The organism is Vitreimonas sp., from assembly GCF_036392335.1.
In the GTDB taxonomy this organism is placed as follows: domain Bacteria; phylum Pseudomonadota; class Alphaproteobacteria; order Caulobacterales; family Aquidulcibacteraceae; genus Vitreimonas.
Genome location: NZ_DASVYD010000041.1, coordinates 31,341 through 50,226, shown reverse-complemented (window position 1 = coordinate 50,226; position 18,886 = coordinate 31,341). Strand labels below are relative to the sequence as shown.

The 18,886-nt window shown below is 63.1% G+C and carries 24 protein-coding genes; 12 read left to right on the top strand and 12 right to left on the bottom strand.

What is annotated here, in order from left to right; translation table 11 throughout:
• Positions 1-11 precede the first annotated feature (11 nt).
• The 4 genes from VF769_RS09585 to mmsB are packed head-to-tail and all read left to right on the top strand — an operon-like array spanning position 12 to position 4,152.
• The gene (locus VF769_RS09585; RefSeq protein ID WP_331008176.1) at positions 12-1,508 is read left to right on the top strand and encodes a CoA-acylating methylmalonate-semialdehyde dehydrogenase; all 1,497 of its coding nucleotides are present in this window, start codon (positions 12-14) and stop codon (positions 1,506-1,508) included.
• Complete coding sequence (locus VF769_RS09580) at positions 1,508-2,146, top strand: phytanoyl-CoA dioxygenase family protein (RefSeq protein WP_331008175.1); 639 nt, start codon at positions 1,508-1,510, stop codon at positions 2,144-2,146. The genes VF769_RS09585 and VF769_RS09580 overlap by 1 nt, the downstream gene beginning before the upstream one ends.
• 33 nt (positions 2,147-2,179) lie before the next feature.
• Complete coding sequence (locus tag VF769_RS09575) at positions 2,180-3,250, top strand: enoyl-CoA hydratase/isomerase family protein (RefSeq protein WP_331008174.1); 1,071 nt, start codon at positions 2,180-2,182, stop codon at positions 3,248-3,250.
• Between the two features lie 17 nt (positions 3,251-3,267).
• The gene (gene mmsB / locus VF769_RS09570) at positions 3,268-4,152 is read left to right on the top strand and encodes a 3-hydroxyisobutyrate dehydrogenase (RefSeq protein ID WP_331008173.1); all 885 of its coding nucleotides are present in this window, start codon (positions 3,268-3,270) and stop codon (positions 4,150-4,152) included.
• A gap of 59 nt (positions 4,153-4,211) precedes the next feature.
• Here mmsB and VF769_RS09565 read toward each other — a convergent pair whose 3' ends face one another.
• Entirely contained in the window at positions 4,212-4,586 is a 375-nt protein-coding gene (locus VF769_RS09565) for a response regulator (RefSeq protein ID WP_331008172.1), read from the bottom strand.
• 99 nt (positions 4,587-4,685) lie between these two features.
• Positions 4,686-7,244, bottom strand: a complete 2,559-nt coding sequence (locus tag VF769_RS09560) for a TonB-dependent receptor (protein WP_331008171.1) — start codon at positions 7,242-7,244, stop codon at positions 4,686-4,688.
• A gap of 347 nt (positions 7,245-7,591) precedes the next feature.
• Here VF769_RS09560 and queC point away from each other — a divergent pair, with 347 nt between their 5' ends.
• Positions 7,592-8,290, top strand: a complete 699-nt coding sequence (gene queC, locus VF769_RS09555; protein ID WP_331008170.1) for a 7-cyano-7-deazaguanine synthase QueC — start codon at positions 7,592-7,594, stop codon at positions 8,288-8,290.
• Positions 8,287-8,916, top strand: coding sequence for a 7-carboxy-7-deazaguanine synthase (queE, locus tag VF769_RS09550; RefSeq protein WP_331008169.1), 630 nt, complete (start codon positions 8,287-8,289; stop codon positions 8,914-8,916). Before queC ends, queE begins: the two co-directional genes overlap by 4 nt.
• 3 nt (positions 8,917-8,919) lie before the next feature.
• On the opposite strand, the gene VF769_RS09545 is transcribed toward queE, so the two are convergent.
• From VF769_RS09545 to VF769_RS09530, 4 genes are all read right to left on the bottom strand, one after another.
• Positions 8,920-9,423: a hypothetical protein gene (locus VF769_RS09545; protein WP_331008168.1), complete on the bottom strand. Its 504-nt coding sequence runs from the start codon at positions 9,421-9,423 to the stop codon at positions 8,920-8,922.
• Between the two features lie 79 nt (positions 9,424-9,502).
• The gene (locus VF769_RS09540) at positions 9,503-9,694 is read right to left on the bottom strand and encodes an NF038104 family lipoprotein (RefSeq protein ID WP_331008167.1); all 192 of its coding nucleotides are present in this window, start codon (positions 9,692-9,694) and stop codon (positions 9,503-9,505) included.
• 65 nt (positions 9,695-9,759) lie between these two features.
• A complete protein-coding gene (locus VF769_RS09535; protein ID WP_331008166.1) occupies positions 9,760-10,293 on the bottom strand; it encodes a response regulator in 534 nt (177 codons plus the stop codon).
• A gap of 161 nt (positions 10,294-10,454) precedes the next feature.
• Positions 10,455-11,159, bottom strand: a complete 705-nt coding sequence (locus VF769_RS09530; protein ID WP_331008165.1) for a pirin family protein — start codon at positions 11,157-11,159, stop codon at positions 10,455-10,457.
• 119 nt (positions 11,160-11,278) lie between these two features.
• On the opposite strand from VF769_RS09530, the gene VF769_RS09525 reads away from it, so the two are divergent.
• Entirely contained in the window at positions 11,279-11,776 is a 498-nt protein-coding gene (locus VF769_RS09525; RefSeq protein ID WP_331008164.1) for a hypothetical protein, read from the top strand.
• Between the two features lie 24 nt (positions 11,777-11,800).
• On the opposite strand, the gene VF769_RS09520 is transcribed toward VF769_RS09525, so the two are convergent.
• Both VF769_RS09520 and VF769_RS09515 read right to left on the bottom strand, forming a co-directional pair.
• On the bottom strand, positions 11,801-12,208 hold the full coding sequence (locus VF769_RS09520; protein WP_331008163.1) for an META domain-containing protein: 408 nt from the start codon (positions 12,206-12,208) through the stop codon (positions 11,801-11,803).
• Positions 12,193-13,110 carry an SDR family NAD(P)-dependent oxidoreductase gene (locus VF769_RS09515; RefSeq protein ID WP_331008162.1) on the bottom strand — a complete coding sequence of 306 codons (918 nt, stop codon included), beginning with the start codon at positions 13,108-13,110 and terminating at the stop codon, positions 12,193-12,195. Before VF769_RS09515 ends, VF769_RS09520 begins: the two co-directional genes overlap by 16 nt.
• A 197-nt stretch (positions 13,111-13,307) precedes the next feature.
• Here VF769_RS09515 and VF769_RS09510 point away from each other — a divergent pair, with 197 nt between their 5' ends.
• Together VF769_RS09510 and VF769_RS09505 are read left to right on the top strand one after the other, a co-directional pair.
• Complete coding sequence (locus tag VF769_RS09510; RefSeq protein ID WP_331008161.1) at positions 13,308-14,066, top strand: DUF3658 domain-containing protein; 759 nt, start codon at positions 13,308-13,310, stop codon at positions 14,064-14,066.
• 130 nt (positions 14,067-14,196) lie between these two features.
• A complete protein-coding gene (locus VF769_RS09505; RefSeq protein ID WP_331008160.1) occupies positions 14,197-14,574 on the top strand; it encodes a hypothetical protein in 378 nt (125 codons plus the stop codon).
• 27 nt (positions 14,575-14,601) lie between these two features.
• Here the strand turns inward: VF769_RS09505 and VF769_RS09500 are convergent, their stop codons facing one another.
• Positions 14,602-15,072 carry a hypothetical protein gene (locus VF769_RS09500; protein ID WP_331008159.1) on the bottom strand — a complete coding sequence of 157 codons (471 nt, stop codon included), beginning with the start codon at positions 15,070-15,072 and terminating at the stop codon, positions 14,602-14,604.
• 118 nt (positions 15,073-15,190) lie between these two features.
• Between VF769_RS09500 and VF769_RS09495 the strand changes: the two genes are divergently transcribed.
• The 3 genes from VF769_RS09495 to VF769_RS09485 all read left to right on the top strand — a co-directional run bounded on the left by VF769_RS09495 (position 15,191) and on the right by VF769_RS09485 (position 16,780).
• Positions 15,191-15,853 carry a hypothetical protein gene (locus tag VF769_RS09495; RefSeq protein ID WP_331008158.1) on the top strand — a complete coding sequence of 221 codons (663 nt, stop codon included), beginning with the start codon at positions 15,191-15,193 and terminating at the stop codon, positions 15,851-15,853.
• Between the two features lie 96 nt (positions 15,854-15,949).
• Positions 15,950-16,201 carry a hypothetical protein gene (locus tag VF769_RS09490; RefSeq protein ID WP_331008157.1) on the top strand — a complete coding sequence of 84 codons (252 nt, stop codon included), beginning with the start codon at positions 15,950-15,952 and terminating at the stop codon, positions 16,199-16,201.
• A gap of 156 nt (positions 16,202-16,357) precedes the next feature.
• Positions 16,358-16,780: a hypothetical protein gene (locus VF769_RS09485; protein WP_331008156.1), complete on the top strand. Its 423-nt coding sequence runs from the start codon at positions 16,358-16,360 to the stop codon at positions 16,778-16,780.
• 27 nt (positions 16,781-16,807) lie between these two features.
• Here the strand turns inward: VF769_RS09485 and VF769_RS09480 are convergent, their stop codons facing one another.
• The 3 genes from VF769_RS09480 to VF769_RS09470 all read right to left on the bottom strand — a co-directional run bounded on the left by VF769_RS09480 (position 16,808) and on the right by VF769_RS09470 (position 18,737).
• Positions 16,808-17,188 carry a hypothetical protein gene (locus VF769_RS09480; protein ID WP_331008155.1) on the bottom strand — a complete coding sequence of 127 codons (381 nt, stop codon included), beginning with the start codon at positions 17,186-17,188 and terminating at the stop codon, positions 16,808-16,810.
• Positions 17,189-17,198: 10 nt separating this feature from the next.
• Complete coding sequence (locus VF769_RS09475) at positions 17,199-17,699, bottom strand: hypothetical protein (protein ID WP_331008154.1); 501 nt, start codon at positions 17,697-17,699, stop codon at positions 17,199-17,201.
• A 360-nt stretch (positions 17,700-18,059) separates the two neighbouring features.
• A complete protein-coding gene (locus VF769_RS09470; RefSeq protein ID WP_331008153.1) occupies positions 18,060-18,737 on the bottom strand; it encodes a nitroreductase in 678 nt (225 codons plus the stop codon).
• Positions 18,738-18,886: the final 149 nt, after the last annotated feature.

The following is an 18,886-nucleotide window of genomic DNA, read 5'->3' as shown; positions in this document are numbered from 1 at the left end:
GTGAGCCGCCAATGCGTGCGATTCAGAACTTTATCAATGGCAAAAGCGCGCTCGCCGATGGCGGGCGCGTTGGCGTTGTATTCAATCCCAATACCGGCGCACAGCAGGCCGAAGTCGGTCTCTCCAACGCCAAATCCGTCGACGACGCCGTCCAGTCCGCCGCGAAAGCGTTTCCCGGCTGGGCCGCCACCAATCCGCAGCGTCGCGCGCGCGTCATGTTCGCGTTCAAGCAGCTCGTCGAAAAGAACATGGACGAACTCGCGCATCTTTTGTCGTCCGAGCACGGCAAGGTGATCGCGGACTCCAAAGGCGACATTCAACGCGGCCTCGAAGTGATCGAATTCGCCTGCGGCATCCCGCACGCGTTGAAGGGCGAATACACCGAAGGCGCCGGCCCCGGCATTGACGTCTATTCAATGCGCCAGCCGCTCGGCGTCGTCGCCGGCATCACGCCGTTCAACTTTCCCGCGATGATCCCAATGTGGATGTTCGGAATCGCTATCGCCACCGGCAACACCTTCATTCTGAAGCCGAGCGAGAAAGACCCATCCGTCCCGGTGCGCCTCGCCGAGCTGATGATGGAAGCCGGCGCGCCCGAAGGCGTGCTCAATGTCGTCCACGGCGACAAGGAAGCCGTCGACGCCATCATCGCGCATCCGGAAATCAAAGCCATCAGCTTCGTCGGCTCGTCCGACATCGCGCACTACATCTATAGCCACGGCACGGCCAATGGTAAGCGCGTGCAAGCGATGGGCGGCGCCAAGAACCACGGCATCGTTCTGCCGGACGCCGATCTCGATCAGGTCGTGAAGGATCTCGTTGGCGCAGCCTACGGCTCCGCTGGCGAACGCTGCATGGCGCTGCCGGTCGTCGTGCCGGTCGGCAAGAAAACCGCCGACGATTTGCGCGAACGGCTGATCCCGGAAATCGAAAAGCTGAAAGTCGGCATCTCGACCGATGCCGACGCGCAATACGGCCCCGTCGTCAGCCTCGCGCACAAGCGCAAAGTCGAAGATTATATCGGCCTCGGCGCGAAGGAGGGTGCCGAGCTCGTGCGCGACGGCCGCGGCTTCAAACTGCAAGGCTACGAAGAAGGTTTCTTCGTCGGCCCGACGCTTTTCGATAAAGTCACCACCGAGATGCGCACCTACAAGGAAGAAATCTTCGGTCCGGTGCTGCAGATCATGCGCGCGGAGAATTTCGAAGAAGCGCTCGCGCTGCCGAGCCAACACCAATACGGCAACGGCGTCGCCATCTTCACCCGCAACGGCCGCGCCGCGCGCGAGTTCGCGCAACGCGTCAATGTCGGCATGGTCGGCATCAACGTGCCGATCCCGGTGCCGGTCGCCTATCACACCTTCGGCGGCTGGAAGCGCAGCGCCTTCGGCGACACCAACCAGCACGGCATGGAAGGCGTGAAGTTTTACACGAAAGTGAAAACCGTCACCGCCCGCTGGCCGGAAGGCGACGTGGGGGATCAGAGCTTCGTCATTCCGACGATGCGGTGATGAACTTGGCGACTCTTGAACAGGAGGGGCGTGTCTGGAAGAGGCGCGCTCTTTCTGGCGCCAGCTTAGCAATCCTGGATGCCGCAATAGCTGTTGAAGATCGGCCAGGCCAAAGGCTGAACGCGCTAGATGGACTCGCTGAGATTAACGCGCTCGCGGCTTGTCTGCTCCCCAACGCTCGTCCCGTTCGGATCATCGCGTTCAACAAAACGCAAGATGCAAATTGGGCGCTACCTTGGCATCAGGACCGCGTGATCGCGTTGAAGGAGCGTGTTGAAACGCCTGCTTTCGAGAACTGGACGAACAAGGACGGCGTCTGGCACGCAGAGCCACCGATAGAATTTCTGCAACGCATGATCTTCGCGCGTGTCCATCTGGATTCAGCAGATCCTGAAAATGGTTGCCTCCAACTTGCTCTAAAAACTCACGCTCAGGGAAGGATCGCGGTATCAACCGCCGATAGTGTGGCCAATGCCGCGTGTGTGGAAGATTGCGTGGCGGAACGCGGCGACGCGCTCTTCGCCAAAGCGCTTATCCTGCACCGCTCGTCGCCTTCACGCACCAACACCAACCGTCGCGCCATCCGCATCGATTATTGCGCCGATCCGCTCCCGCCACCGCTCGAATGGGCGGCTTGATCCGCACAGCTAACGAGCCGATAGAAACTCGCAATGACTGAAATCCTCACCTCCACCAACGCCGGCCTAGCCCGCATCACGCTGAACCGCCCCGCTGCCCTGCACGCGCTCAACACGCACATGTGCCGCGACATGATCGCGGCGCTGCAAAGCTGGCGCGCGGACGAAAGCGTGCGCGTCATCATGATCGATCACGCCGAAGGCACGCGCGGTTTTTGCGCGGGCGGCGATATCCGCATGTTGGCCGAAAGCGGCGCGCGCGACGGCGCCGAGGCGCGCGACTTCTTCTACACTGAGTATCAGCTCAACCATCTGCTGTTCACGTACCCGAAGCCGATCGTCGCGTTGATCGACGGCGTCACGATGGGCGGCGGCGTCGGCATCTCGATGCCCGCGCGCTTCCGCATCGCCACCGAGAACACCACCTACGCCATGCCCGAAACCGGCATTGGCTTGTTTCCCGACGTCGGCGGCGGCTGGTATTTGCCGCGCAAGCCGGGCGCCATCGGCATGTGGCTCGCGCTCACCGGCGCGCGGCTGAAAGCCGCCGATTGTCTCGTCGCCGGCATCGCCACGCATTACATGCCGACCGAAATCCTCGCTGCCGCGCGCGCGCAAATCGCCGGCGCTGCACAAACGCACGAACCCGAACGCGCGCTCGAAAGCGGGTTGGAAGCGCTCAGCGAAGGCGCTGGCCGCCCGAAAGAACTCACGCCGGAGAATCTCGAGCGCATCAATCGCATCTTCGCGATCGAAAGCGTCGAAGCCATCATCGCCGCGCTCGAAGCCGATGGCTCCGACTGGGCCAAAGCCCAACTCGCTACACTCGCGAGCAAATCGCCGCAGACCTTGAAAGTCGCCTTCCGCCAACTGCGCGAAGGCGCGGCCATGCAAAGCTTCGCCGACGAGATGCGCCAAGAATACGCGATCGGCGCGCGCGTCGTGCAGCGCCACGATTTCATCGAAGGCGTGCGCGCGCTGATCGTCGACAAAGACAACAAACCCCGATGGAACCCAGCCACGCTCGCGGGCGTCACCGATGCGATGCTGGACGAAATATTCGCGCCCCTGCCGGAAGGCGAGGCGTGGAAGCCGTTGGCCTGAGATTTAGGAGCAAACACATGACCCGCGTTGCATTTATCGGCCTCGGCAATATGGGCTCGGGCATGGCGGCCAATCAGGCCAAGGCCGGGCGCGAAGTGATCGCGTTTGATCTCTCCGCCGAAGCGCTGGAGCGCGCTAAGGAACACGGCATCAACGCCGCGGCGGGCGCCGCCGACGCCGTGAAGGACGCAGATATCGTCATCACCATGCTGCCCGCGGGCCAGCACGTGCGCGACGTGTACATGAGCGCGATCCTGCCCAATGCGCCGCGCGATGCGCTGCTGATCGATTGCTCCACCATCGATGTCGACAGCGCCCGCACCGTCGCGCGCGACGCCGCCATGCAAGGCTTCCGCGCCGCCGATGCGCCGGTCTCTGGCGGCACGGCGGCGGCCAGCGGCGGCACGCTCACCTTCATGGTCGGCTGCCGCGAGCAGGATTTCGCCGAGATCGAAGAGGCGCTGAAGCCAATGGCCAAAGCCATCATCCATGCCGGCGACAGCGGCGCCGGGCAGGCGGCCAAGATTTGCAACAACATGCTGCTCGGCATTTCCATGATCGGCGTCAGCGAAGCTTTTACGCTCGCGGAATCGCTCGGCCTCGACGCGCAGAAATTCTACGACATCGCCAGCAAGGCCAGCGGCCAATGCTGGTCGCTCACCTCCTATTGCCCATGGCCTGGCCCAGTGCCGACCGCGCCCTCGAACCGCAATTACGAAGGCGGCTTCGCCTCCGCCATGATGCTGAAGGATCTGAAGCTCGCGCAGGAAGCCGCCGACGGCACGGGCGCGCCAACCCCGCTCGGCGGCGCGGCGGCCGCGATCTACGAAGAGCTCGTCGCCGCTGGCCATGCGGGCAAGGATTTCTCCTTCGTCCTGCAGATGCTGCGCGGCCGGGCCTAGCGAGCGCTGTCGCCGACAATCGCGTCCCCCTGAGCTTGTCGAAGGGCGACGCGCCGCGCCTAGCGCAGCAAATCCTGCACCTTGCTGATCAACGCGCGCGGGCTCACCGGCTTCACCATCACCGCGTTCGCGCCGGCCGCGTGTGCGGCTTCATTCAGTTCCGCATTGTCATGTCCGGTGATCATGACGATGCAGGGCGCCCCGTAGCGCGCGTCGCTGCGCACGGCGCTGATGAAGCTGACCCCGTCCATGCCCGGCATACCGCTGTCGACCAGGATTAAGTGCGCCGGCGCCTCCGCCTGCATCTCCAGGCCCAATTCCCCGCGTGACGCTTCTCGCACGCGTTTGGCGCCTGCCGACGCCATCACCCGCGCCAGCATCACGCGCATGGCTTCGTGATCATCCACGATCAGAACGTCGAGGTCGCCGCCCATGCGCCAGCCTTTACGCCGCGTCGCGCGCGCCTCCAACACAAAAGCAAATGGCCGGAGCTTTCGCTCCGGCCATCGCCGTAATCGTTGCTTCGCGTGCGCTTAGTAGCGGGCGCGGAGCGTGACGCCGTAGGTCGCCGGCTCGTTCGGGTAGACGACGTAGTCGTTCTGCAACGGCGGCGAGAACGCGCCGACGAAATAGCTCTCGTCGAACAGGTTGCGGCCCCAGAATTCGAGCGACCAGCGCTCGTCCTGCGAACCGATGCCGACGCGGCCATTGAAGATCGCGAACGCATCGTTGTCCGTCGCGCCGTTCGGCTCGCGGCTGAGGGTCTGCGTGCGATAGCCATCGTTCCAGCGGGTGTCGATGTAGAACAACGCCTGCAGGTTATCGCCGATCGGGTGCACGTAGGTGGCCGCAGCGGTCACCGTCAGTTCTGGCGCGAACGCGAACGGCTGGCCGGAGAAGACGGCGTTCGGGTCAGCATCGCCGAGGACCTCCGTCAGCGGATTGAACCGCACTTCGCTGTCGTAGAACGCATCCGTGTACACAACGCCGCCCGTCAGCGTCAGATTGTCGGTCGGACGAGCCGAAATTTCGAGCTCGGCGCCTTGGCTGATTGCTTCCGGAATGTTGCGGGTGATGAAGTTGAAGCCGTTGAAGGCGTTCAGCTGGTAGTCGTGGATCTCTTGGTAGAAGCCGGTGAGATTCACCGTCGTGGTGCCGCCAAGCACTGTCGACTTGATGCCGATTTCGAACGCATCCGTGAATTCCGGTGCGAACGCCAGCTGGTCGACGCTGAGCAGGCTCGGGTCGATGAGGGCCGGAGTGATCGCGAAGCCCGAGCGATCGACGTTAAAGCCGCCCGCTTTGTAACCGCGCGAATAGCCGCCGTAGATCATCACGTCGTCATTGAGGTTGTAGGCCAGCGAGAGCGTGCCGCTGAGCTCTTCTTCCTCGCTGTCGCCTTCCCAGTTGCCGTTGGCGATTGGGTTAACGGCCGGGTTGCAGGCGATGTTCATCAGAGCCGAGGCTGCGCTCCCCTGCAGCACCGTGACGATGCCGCCCGGTCCCGGGACAAGGCCGTCGGTGAAGGCTTCAACACCCTGCAATGACAAGCACGAATTCGACGTCGAGAGCAGATCGCCCGTGAGGTCCTTCGTTTCCGAGCTGTAGCGCAGGCCAACCGTCAGCGTGAGCGCGTCGCTCAGGCTGATTTCGTTGTGCGTGAAGAGCGCGATGCTCTGCGTATCGACGACCCAGTGGTCATTTTGCTGGCCCTGGCCGGTAGTGTTGCCGGTTAGATAGACGTCGGCGAACGCCGGGTTGCCCGTGGCGCACAGGAAGAACGACGGGATCGGGTCGGTCACGCCGTCCGCGTCGGCGGCGGTGGAATCATACAATTCGCAGCCGTTCGGCGTGGCGAGCGTGGTCGACGCACCGCGGGTCACGAGGTTGGCGAACAGGTTCGAGTTCGCGCCGATCCGGATCGTGTCCGTCGTGTCCAGCGTTTCGTCCGCATAGAAGGCGCCGACGAGCCAGTTGACGCGGCCCGTTTCACCTTGCAGGCGGAATTCCTGGGTGAAGTTCTCGAAGCCGACTTCCAAGCCGTCGCGATAAGCGATGTCGATCACGTTGAAATCGACGTCTTGATCGCGCGTTGCGCTCCAATCGCGATAGGCCGTGATCGAGGTGAGATTGGCGAAGCCCAAATCCCAATCGAGTTGGCCGGAGATGCCCCATTCTTCGGTCTCTTCACCGTAGGAGCGTCCCGGCGTCACAGTCATGGCGCGCGCGTCGAGATCAATCGGCGGGCTGCCTGCGCCGCCCGTGATTAGGCCCACGGCGGTGTTGGTCGAACCATAGATGAGCGGGGTGATGCCGCAGCACACTTCATCCGATTGCGCGCCATCGACGATCACGCGCAGTGTGGCGTCCGGGGAGATATCCCACAGCGCCTGAGCGCGCAGCGAAGAGCGGTCGCGATTGTTGATATCGTCGCCTGAGATCAGGTCGGTGATGTAGCCGTCGCGCGCGCGGATCGAGCCGTCGAGGCGCACCGCCAGCGTATCCGTCAACGGGAGGTTGCCGCCAACGCGGGCGCCGGTTTCTTCGAGGTCGTCGAAGCCAACGGTGCCTTCCATCCACATGCCCGGACTGAAATCCGGACCCGCGGTGATGACCGAGATGGCGCCAGCCGAGGTGTTGCGACCGTAGAGCGTGCCTTGCGGGCCGCGCAGCACTTCAACGCGCTCAAGCTCCGGGAGGTCGGCGAGGGCCGCGCCGGCGCGGGCGCGATAGACGCCGTCGATGAAGATGCCGACGGCGGCTTCAAAGCCCGGATTGTCCGAGCCGGTGCCGATGCCGCGGATGCGGGCGGTGGTGCCCGACGAATTCGATTGGCCCGTACCCATTTCGAGCGAAGGGGCGACTTGGGTCACGTCGCGGAGATCATTCGCGCCGGAATTTTGCAGAGCTTCGCCGCTGACCGCGGTCACTGCGATCGGAACGTCCTGGATCGCCGCCGCGCGGCCCGTGGCCGTCACGACGATTTCTTCCGACACGTCCTCGTCCTGCGCCAACGCCGGCGACAGCGCGCCCATCGCCGCGAGCGAAGCGCCCGTCAAAAGAACCCGTCCCCAATTTGATTTCTTGCTCATCGCCGTCCTCCCAGAGCCGCCTGGCGCTTTCTGATATGAGCGCGGCGGCGAACCATTCGGCAAATTAGAGTTATGTGAGACTCACGTGAGTCCCAGCGCACCCTACCTGTCCGTCGCTATAGCGCTTAGGAGACAGGCATGTGTCAACCGGCCACGCTGGCCAAACTGACGGCGCCGTCACGCGATTTTGGCGCTTGAGGCGGGCGGGCAACACTGACGTTACGATGGCGGAACGTGACTGCCTGAAACTTATGCAAAACGGGCAATCAATGCTGCGTTGCAGCAAATTTCGCGGCTGCAGCATGGCATGGTGAGCAGTCCACAGCGCCCGTATATAAGACCGGCAAATGACTGACGCCGCGCTCGTTCTCTTCTCCGCCGGACAGGATTCCGCGACCTGCCTCGCCTGGGCGCTGCAGCGCTATGCGCGCGTCGAGACCATCGGCTTTTTCTACGGCCAGCGTCACGCCATCGAATTGGAACAACGCGAAACCGTGCGCCGATGCATGGCCGCGCTGAACCCCGATTGGGCCGCGCGCCTGGGGCCAGACATTGTCGTCGACATTTCCGGCTATGGCGCGCTCGCCGAAAGCGCGCTGACCGCTGATCGCGCCATTGAAATGGCCGAGAGCGGATTGCCAACCACGTTCGTGCCTGGCCGCAATCTCGTCTTCCTCACCGTCGCCGCCGCGCAAGCTTATCGGCGCGGCATCGATGTGCTCGTGGGCGGCATGTGTGAGACCGATTTCTCCGGCTATCCCGATTGCCGGCGCGATACGATCGATGCGCAAGAACGCGCGCTCGCGCTCGGCCTCGAACGGCCGATGAAAATCGAAACGCCCCTGATGCATCTCACCAAGGGCGCGACCTGGGGCCTCGCGTACGATCTCGGCGGCGATGCGCTCGTCGACCTCATCGTCGAACACACCCACACCTGTTACGAAGGCGACCGCACCCATCGCCACGCCTGGGGCTATGGCTGCGGCGCCTGTCCCGCCTGCGACCTGAGGGCGAAGGGATGGGAAGCGTGGGGCGCGGCGCGATGACCTACAGCGTCAAAGAGATGTTCTATACGCTGCAAGGCGAGGGCGCGCGGGCGGGGCGACCGTCCGTGTTCATGCGCTTCGCCGGCTGCAATCTCTGGACTGGCCGCGAACAAGATCGCGCCGATGCGATCTGCCAATTCTGCGACACGCAATTCGTCGGCGTGGATGGCGACGGCGGCGGCAAATTTGAAACCGCCGAAGCGCTCGCCAACGCCGCAGCCAAATTCTGGCCAGGCGGCGGCGCGCCTTACGTTGTTTGCACCGGCGGCGAACCTCTATTGCAACTCGATGCGCCTTTGATCGATGCGCTGCACGCGCGCGGCTTTGAGATCGCCGTGGAGACCAATGGGACGATCGCAGCGCCCGCCGGCATCGATTGGATTTGCGTCAGCCCCAAAGCCAATGCCGAATTCATCCAGCAGAGCGGCCACGAGCTAAAGCTTGTCTATCCGCAAGAAAACGGCGACCCCGCGCGTTACGCGGGGCTCGCCTTCAAGCATTTCTATCTGCAGCCGATGGATAGCCCCACGCGTGACGCCAACACGCACGCCGCGATCGCCTATTGCCTCGCGCACCCGCAATGGCGCTTAAGCGTCCAGACGCACAAAATTCTCGGCATCCGCTAGGGATTAGCGCGCGTTGGCGACGTAGGCGTCGGCGACCTTATTCGCGAATTGGCGAATGGCGCGATGCGCCTCCGACCACGTCGATTCCGCGCCAGTCAAATCCGCGAGCGAGTGATTGTAGCGATCATGCTCGACTTCGCTCACCACCGCGCCGTTCGCATCACGCAGCACCGCACGCAATTCCGCGCCGCCGATCGAGATCGAACGGAACGAATCTAGCCCCGGACGGTGCGACGCCTGTTGGAAGGTGGGCCGGTTCGGATCGGCGTCGACGATTTCGATCTCGATCGTCAGGCCATTGCCCGCGCCGCGCCGCGCCAGCGCTTCGGTGACCGCGCGGTGCGCATAGGTGCGCAGATACTCGCCCTCGCGCGCGCCATATTCTTCGTCGAGATCGGTCTGGAATTCAGAGGAGAAGGAGATCGGCGCGACGACCGGCGCATCCGCCGACGCTGCACTTGCGAACGACAAAGCAGCTAAACCAACGAGAGCGAACGTCACGCGCATGAAGCGGCTCCTTCGAATGATCCTGGAGCCAATATGGGCATGTCGCGGCGATGGCGCCATTCACGTTCGCGCGACGACCTCAATCATCGTCGTCGTCATCATCCTCATCGTCGTCGTCGTCCGGAATCGCCGCATCGACGACCGCGCCCGTCGTCTTCACCGCGGTCCCGACCACGGCGCCGGTCACGCCCACCGCGGCGCCCACCACGGCGCCCGCGACGCACGCACTCAACGACGCCAGCATCACAGCTACAATCGCAAGTCTCAGCATGTTATCCCCGCGAACGCCCCCAGCCTTGCGCTTGAGCTCGCGTACAAGCAAGCCATTGCCGCAGCTCAGGCGCGGTAGCGCACATCCTCGATGTCGAACAATTCTTCCTCGCCGCTGTCGCTCTTGCGGCGGAACGGGCCAGCATAGCCCGGCGTCTGCCCTTTGCGCCGGTCGGGGCCGAAGAAGTCCGCACTGCGCACGAACATGCGGCTGTCGGTCAGGGCAAACGACACGCGCTCGAACAACAATCGGGCGCTGATCGGCTTCTTGACGAAGCCGGATACGCCCGCATCCCGCGCCGCCGCCACGCGCGAGGCTTCCGTGTGCGCGGTGAGCATCAGAATAGGCACATACGGATTGGGACTCTGCTCCGACCAGCGCAGCATGCGCGCCAGCGCCAGCCCGTCGATCGGCTCCATCTTCCAATCGAGAATGACCAGATCGACCGTGCTCATACGCATGATGTCGAGCGCTTCCGCGGCGCTCTCGGCCTCCGACATGTGATAGATGCCGCTGGCCCGCAGCAGGCTGCGGATTAGGAAGCGCATCTGGCGGCTGTCGTCCACCATCAGCACATGCATGTCGCTCAGCGACGTCACGGTCTCAGCGCTCCTCAGAATGTCCCGAGAGAACGCCCGAACGGCAAACAGGCGGTAAATTTTTACCCGACCTGGGCCGAAATCCGGGCCGCCCGCGCATTTTGTCGCGCGGACGGCCCGGCGGTCACCGGTTGCCACCTAAAATGACGCGTGTCTCACCTTTAAGGCGCGTCGACCAAGACGATTTCCGCATCGTCGGAGGCCTCGATTCGGATTGCGTCCTCCGCGCGGATTGCGGCGCCGTCACGCGGCCCAAGGTCCACGCCATTGACCCGCGCGGAGCCCTTGGCCAAGGCCACGTACGCGTGACGCCCCGCGCCCAGCGGGTAGGAGACGTCCTGCCCCTTGTTCAAGGTCGCCGCCAGCACGCGCGCATCCTGCCGGATCGGCAACGCGCCGGCGCTCTGGTCGTCTTCGAACCCGGACGCCAGCGTGACCAACGACCCTGCGCGGTCGGCTTTCGGAAACTTGGCCGCGCCCCAATAAGGTTTGCCGCCGCGCTCCTTCGGCAGAATCCAGATCTGATAGATCGTCGTCTTCTCGTCCTCGAGATTGTATTCCGCGTGCGTCACGCCGGAGCCCGCGCTCATCACCTGCACGTCGCCCGCTTCGGTGCGGCCGCGATTGCCCAGCGAATCCTGGTGCGTGATCGCGCCCGAGCGCACGTAGGTAATGATTTCCATGTCGCTATGCGGATGCGGCGGAAACCCCGTCTTTGGCTCGATCGTGTCGTCGTTCCAGACGCGGAGCGCCCCCCAATGCACGCGCTCCGGATCGTGATAGCCGGAGAAGGAAAAATGATAGCGGGCCTTGAGCCAGTCCGCGTCGAACTTGCCCAGGCTGTCGAAGCTGCGTTTCTCAATCATGGGATCACCTTTCGACGCCCCATGTTGGCGCCGATTTGCGCGCTCTCAAGGCACAGATTGAATACTGGCTTGACGTGTGCGCCAGGGCGTCGTGCTTAGGCAAGACGAGGGAGGAATACATGAAAAAGATCGTTCTCGCCTGCGCGGCGCTTTTCGCGCTCGCAGCATGCGGCCAGCCGGCCGAAGCGCCCGCTGACGAGGCCGCGCCCGCCGCCTCCGCGTCCCTCATGGAGCAGGTGCAGGCCATGCCGGCCGACCAGCAGCCCGTGTTCGCGTGGCAGCAACTCACCGCCTATCAAGGCGCGCACCCTGAGGCGCAGCCGCCCTGCACCTCGATCCGCGCCGCCGAAGCGCGCGGCATCGTCCCGCCCAATATCGATCCGGCGAGCATTTACGCGGGCCACGCCGGCTCGCTCGTGTTCGCGATCCAATGCGGCCCGCAACTCACGCAAGTGCGCTCCGATCCGGCTGAGCATTGGCTGGTGATCTTCGCGCCAGGCGCCACGGAAGCAGCTGTGCTCAATTGCGCGGACGGCACGCGCGACCGTTGCTCAGGCCGCGTCCTGCCGACGGTGGACGCCATGCCAAGCCCGGCGCCCGCGCCAGCAACGCCATAATCTGATCGCAAACGGAAGCGCGTCTTAAGGCGCGCTTCCTATGCGCGTGAACCGCGCCACATCCGCGCCGGCGATGTCGCGCAGGATCAGCGTGTCGCCTTCGACCACCGCGATCTGCGTCTCGTTGAGCGCGGCCAAGAAGCGGCGTTCCACTTCCATGCGCGCCGGCTCGCACATCATGCGCGTGGAGCCCGCGTCGCCAAATGTCATCGCCACGCCCTCGCCATGCGTCACGCTGGCGAACCAGCGATTGCAGCCGGCGTGACCGGAAGCGCGCCCCTCCGCGAACTCAATCGTCGGCGCATGTTCGCCGCCGCTGACTTCGCGCCAGCTCGTGCCGTCCAAGGGATTATGCACCGGCGCTTCCGGGCTCGCCGCGCACGCGGCCAAGGCCAAAGCGGCGATCGCCGCGCGTATCAAACTGGATCCCATGAGAACACACTCGCTGAGGCCCCCAGGTCAGTATAATTCGCTTTCAGCGCCGGCAAAGCGTGATCGATGATGCTCTCCGGCGACCAGCCCTCGACCCGCGCCATGCCGCGCACCGGGCGCGGCTGATTGAACAGGAACAATTCGTTGCCGCGCACCGCAAACACTTGCCCGGTCGTGTCCTTGGCCCCATCCGCGCACAGCGCCACCGCGATCTGCGCCACCTGATCGGCGCGCATATTCTTCTTGATCCGCTCCACGCGCGCCGCACTCGCTTCATCCTTCACCGGGATCGACGCGATCATCCGCGTCCACGCAAACGGCGCCAGCACGTTCGAGCGCACATTCTTGGCCGCATTTTCCATCGCGATAATGTGCGACAGCGACATCACGCCCAATTTTGCCGCGCCATAATTGGCCTGGCCGATATTGCCGATCAGGCCCGTCGTGGATGTGAACAGCACATAGGCGCCATCCTCCTGCGCGCGGAAATGCTCGATCGAGGCGCGCGTCACATTGAACGCGCCGTTCAAATGCACGTCGATCACGGCCTTCCAATCGTCCACCGCCATTTTGTGGAACATGCCGTCGCGTAAAATCCCGGCCGGATTGATCACGGCGTGCAAGCCGCCGAATTCCTTCTTCGCCGTCTCAAACATCGAAGCGACCGCGTCATAATCGGTCACGCTGTCCGAATTCGAAATCGCCACACCGCCCGCGGCGCGAATTTCCTGCGCCACCGTCTCGGCCGGCCCCGCCGAGCCCGCATCGTCGCCCTTCAGCGTGCCGCCGAGATCATTGACCAGCACCGCGGCGCCCTCGCGCGCCGCCAGCAACGCACACTCGCGCCCAATCCCATTGCCGCCGCCCGTGACCACCACCACCTTGCCGCTCAACACGCCCATGTCTTCCTCCGTTGGCGCGCATGTAAAACGCAGCACACAAACCGAGCAAGCTCACCCTACGACGCAGAGAACCCTCTCCCCCGAGAGGGGGAGAGGGCAGGGCTTGGCCCGCCGAAGCGCAATCTGCGCGAATGCGGGTGAGGGTGGAGCGTAAAGCCGGCCCTCGCAATCAATGCGCCATGCTCTAATGTCGCCACATGAGGATCAATCTTGTTCAGGGCCACAGCGCCGGAGCATTGCTGCGGCAAGCGATCCGCGATTTTGGTTTGCCCGGCGAAGTGCGTGTGATTGATGATGAACTTTCGCTCGGGCCGCTCCGAGATGACGAGGAGCGAGATGCATGGTGGCTGACCACCTACGGACCACATGCGGAAGCCCACCAACCGAGATTGTATGATCAGTGGAAGGCGATCGGCGCCGATCTTACAGCAGAAAGCGAAATCCTACTTTGGTCGTCGCACTCTGCTGGCGACTTCGTATTTGAACGCATGGCGGCGTTCATGCTCCGGGATCGCACCAACATCTTTCACGTCGATATTCCCGCCTCTGGTAAGCTGGAAGGCGTGACGTTCCGCGATGCGGACGAGCTCGCGGCAATGGAGATCAATAAGCGGTTGATGACGATCGCCGAACGCGCGACCTGGGCTGAAGTGTTCGAGAAGCAAATACGTCCAAGTCGTGGCGTGAGAGTGTTGCAAGGAGGCGCGCTTGTTGCGCGGCCTGATGACGCCCTTGATCAACATCTGCTGGAGCATTGCCCGACCGATTGGACGAAGTGGTATTACGTCGTCGGTAACGCCATGGCGGATTGCGACGGCGCCAATCTCATCAGCGATACTTTTTTCTCGTGGCGCTTGAGGTCCTTGGTGGCGACCGGACGCGTCGAAGCGCAAGGTGATCCATTGTCGCCAGATGGCCCCAGAGACGTTCTGGTTCGTCGCACCGGCGCGGAATAAAACGTCGCCACCAAGAACCCTCTCCCCCGAGAGGGGGAGAGGGCAGGGTGAGGGGGTAGCGCAGGAGCAAGCGTTTCCTCGTTCTCGCACTATTTTGAATAAGCGCCCAATCGCCTAGATTGGGCGGGCCATGCCGTTCTTGACCTATAGTTGGAAGCTGAAACGCACGCTTCCCATGCTCTCGGATGAGGAGTTCGCGCCGATCCATAGCGCGCTCCAAAATCGTATCGAGCGCATGAAGGAATACTGCCGCACGCATGCGCGCGCCAGCTTGGCGGAAGCGGCGCAGCATTGTTGCGACGATGCTTTGGATTATTACGAGAAGATCAGCGGGGTCAGGCTTGCGCACCCCGATCAGCTCGATTGGGTCCGGCTATCGCAATATGGGCGCCTCTGCCCCAGCTGCGAGAAACCGCTCCGCACGCCGCGCGCGAAACTCTGTGTCGCATGCGGCTTCGAGCTGCCAGAAGGTCAAATCGCCGGCGCGGCAACGCCGCCAACCTCATAAGCCTGATTGCACCACCTCGCCGCAAGCTCACCGAGCGGCGAGGGCCAAAGGCTTGGGCTTCGGCGAGGCGTCGGTCGTTAGCGCGATTGTGACTTTCTCTGCGATCTCATCAAGCGTCGCGGTCAACCGGTTGATCTGCGATGTGCTCGCGGCGCGTTCGGGCCCGTAGCGTGTGACGAGATATTCGCGGCGTTCGCTCAAGGTTTTCAGATGTTCGGCCGTGCGCTTGCGCAACACCAATCCACTGTCGAGAGCACGCGCCGCAAGGTTATGACCGAGCGTGCGGATCTTCTTCGCCGCGAAGCCGCGATGTAACAGCTGCGCGCTGAGATAAAGCTCAATCGCGTGAATGGCGGTGAGCCGAAACGGTGCGCGCGTGAGCGACTTTGCAGCTTTGCCGGATTTCAGCAGCAGATGCGCCGCGTCCCGATATTCGTCGGCCAGCGCTCGGATTTGCTGCGGCGTCGCCAAATCGCCTGGGTAAGACTGGGTCGTCATGCGGACAACCTAGGGTAATAGCGCCAAGATTGGCTTAAGCCGTGCACGCAATCGACGTTAACGCGCGTTAGCCGCTGAAGCTCTCGCCAAGTCGCACGCGATCTGAGACAGGAGCGTCATGCAACCGCGCGAGCTCATAAGCACAGCCCAAATCCCGGGCGGGGAAGAGCTCCGTCTCTTCCGGCGCGGCGGCGATTTCATGATCATGCTCGGCGGCAATGAGCTGATGAGCAGCCGTCAAAGCGGCTCGGAAGAAGCGCTCGCGTTGATGACGATCGAGCGCCTGCGCGATTCCAAAACCGCGCATCTCTTGATCGGCGGCTACGGCATGGGCTTCACCTTGCGCGCCGCACTCGGCGCGCTCGGCCCAGACGCGCGCGTCGATGTCGCCGAACTCGTGCCCGAAATCATCGATTGGGCGCGCGGGCCCATGCAACATCTCACCGCCGGCTGCCTCGACGATCCGCGCGTGCGCATCATCATCGGCGACGTCGCCGACGCCATCGGCGCCGCGCGCTACGACGCCATCCTGCTCGATGTCGACAACGGCCCCGACGGTCTCGTCCGCGCGGAAAACGATCGCCTCTATTCCAGCCGCGGCCTCGCCGCCGCCAAAGCCGCACTCAAACCCGGCGGCGTGCTCGCCATCTGGTCCGCCTGGCCCGATGCCGCCTTCACCCGCCGCCTCAAGCACGCCGGCTTCAATGTAGAAGAATCCCAAGTCCGCGCCCGCACCAACGGCAAAGGCGCGCGGCACGTGATCTGGTTTGCGACGACCTAGCTTCCCTCGCCCCGCAAAGCGGGGGAGGGTGTCGGCGAAGCCGACGGGAGGGGGACAGTGAGACATCCAAGGTGCCCACCACGGCCAGAATAACGATTGCACTATGTCGGCGAGACGCCCCGATCCTATACTTGGATGATGTTGAAGAAGCACGCACACCAAGCCGTAGGCTTTGCCGCCTTTGGGCTGGTCGCGGGTGCGCTCATGTTTTTTCTGGCGCCGCACATCGAGGGACTAATCGGCGCTGAGCGGCTTCGCATTCTGCAGATTCTTATTGTGGTGATGACGGTCATCTACGGCTTCCGCTTGGCCGCTCTCTTTCTCTGGGCGCTAGGCCGAAAAGATTAGCCGTCGCCCGCCAACGTCGAAGAATCCCAACTCCGCGCTAACACCAACGGCAAAGGCGCAAGGCACGCGATCTGGTTTGCGACTTTAGGGTGAAATGAGTTCAACTCCGCCCCCGTGTGGGTAAGCTTGCACCGTAAGCTCAAACGCGGGACGCGGATGAAACGCCATTTTCTGGTTCTGGTCTTGAGCGCCGTCCTTTCGGGATGCGCCGGACAATTGCATCGCGACCCCAACGTCGTGGTCAACGTCCCGTATTGCACCGGTGAGCCGGTCGTCATCGGCCGCGTGACCATCCGGCCGGGGAGGACAACCGAAAGCGTCGTGCGCCAGAATTTTGGTGCGCCAGCGTCTATCGAGCCCGGGCCAGAGCCCGATCGGTATCGATGGGTCTATTATTCGGGGTTCGATGCGCGGCGCGATCCCGACAGCGGTGCGTGGACATTCGAATTGCTCAATTGCAGGGGCCGCAGCAGACCTGGTTGGTCCGAGAGCCGTCGGGTGGAGTTTGTGTTTGATAGCCAAGCGCTGGTGAGCGAGGTTCGCGTTATTGGGACCGCAATGCCGCTCATTTATGAGTAACGGGCGTGATGCTGTTCTACAGGCGCATTACCAGCCCTCGCGCTGTCCGCGCACCGGCTTCGCGACGACCTGCCAACCATCCTCATAGATCACGCGCCCAGGCGTTCGCGTTTTATGGAGTTCAACCTGCAATCCGTGCGCCTTCAAGATTTCTACCAATGCCCACATACGACTGAGCGGCGCCTTGGCGTCGGACTTGAACCACGACAACGCGCGCCTGTTCTCTGGTAGCTTGAGGCAGGGTGGGACGTGCAGGTTTTGATTGAACCATCGTAGCGCGTCTTGAAGCACGCCGTGTTCGTCCGCACTCAATTTGTCAGAGTCGCGCAATTCGTGCGCAGCGACCAAAACGCCGCGCTTGCGTCCAGAATCTGTGTCCTCAACGAGAAGCGTAAAGCGAAGGAACATAGCGCGGCGACTAAGGTGTGTCCGTCCTTACGCGGGCGATGCTGTCATTCTCTGGCACGCGCGAAATACGCACGGTCCCCGCCACCGTCTGCAGTATGGCGACGCCGTCTTGATTGATCGGCAGCGTCAGATCGCCCACTTGGCGGCCGACGGCATACTCACCCAGCCGCACGTAGTTCGACGCCCAACGCTCGAACCGATACTCCACGCGAAGGTCGCCAGGGATATCGATGTCGCGGCGCTCGAAGATCGGCGTGTGAACATAATCGAACGTCCCTGTCGCCGCCGCGAATTGCCGCCAAAGATACGGATTCATTCTCGTGGGCGCGATCGCCGCAAGAGAGCCGGCGCTGCGAAGCAGACAGATATTCGTGCGCTCGCCACCGGCCGCGCTCGGCAGGAAACACCAGAGATCGGAAGGTCCAGCGCTCGCGTTGGGGCCGACCGAACGGAACGTGCCGGCATAATATCCAGGCGAGCCCGTGGGCGCCTGCACGCCACCGACCGTCATGCTAAATCCAATAACATCCTCAGTTAGAACGGCCGTGTGTTTGAACCTGTAAGGAAAGGAGATCAGCACACCGCCGCTCGCGATATCGCCTGAGGCAATGGATGGGGCGCCGGTCGCCTCAATCACATCAGAGTATTGCACGCCGGGAATGGCGCCGAGTTCTCTTAGTGTGAGGGCCGGAGGCATGTTCGCAGGTGGCGGTGGAATGCTGGCGCATGCGCTCAGCGCTAAGCTCGCGAGCGCGACCGAAAGTCTTCCAATAGTGTTTCGTGTGAGTTTCATGACGTCCGCCCCCACTTAGACTCGCGCAATTCTAATGCAGAGAGGGCTCATCACAATCAGAGATTTTGGCGCGCCGCCCTAATCCCCAAACCCCACAAACACCACCGCCTCATCCACGCTCTTGCGCCGTGACACCACGGCGTTCGCGGGAAACTCATTGTCCGGATAACCCATCGCCACGCAGATCATGATCACCTGATCATCCGGAATGTTCGCATGCTCGCGCACCACGGGTGATTGCATGATGCCTTGGCTGTTGATCACGCAGCCGAGCCCGCGCGACCACGCCGCATTCACCAGCGCATTGGTCACCGCGCCGCAATCGAATGGCGCGATATCGCCGCCATGCGCCGCGCGATCATAGGTCACCACGATCGAGACCGGCGCATCGAATTGGCGAAAGCCGCGCAGCACCCAATCCTTGCGCTTCTCGGCGTCGTGGCGATCGATGCCCATGGCCGCGAACAATTGCTTGGCGATCTCGATCTGCCGCTCGCGATGCGCGCCTTCATACGCGCCCTGCGTACGAAACTCGCGCGAGTCTGGCACGCCCGCGAGATTACGCTCGGTGTTGCCGGCGCGAATGCGATCGAGCGGCGCGCCGCTGACGACGTAGAAATTCCAAGGCTGCGTGTTGAGCGAAGAGGGGGCCCGCATCGCGAGTTGCAGGATCTCGCGGATCAGCGTTTTCGGCACCGGCTCGCGCTTGAATCCGCGAATGCTCCGCCGCCCCAGCACCACCTCGTCATAATTCATGCGCGTTCTCCCGCGCCGAACCTAGCAGCCGCGCCACCCCGCGCCAGATGCCCATAGGGCAGCGCAATATGAGGGATTCGCGCCACCCCCTTCGGACCGCCGGCTTCCAGCCGGCCTACTTTTTCGAGTGCAAAGCCTTTGACGGTCTT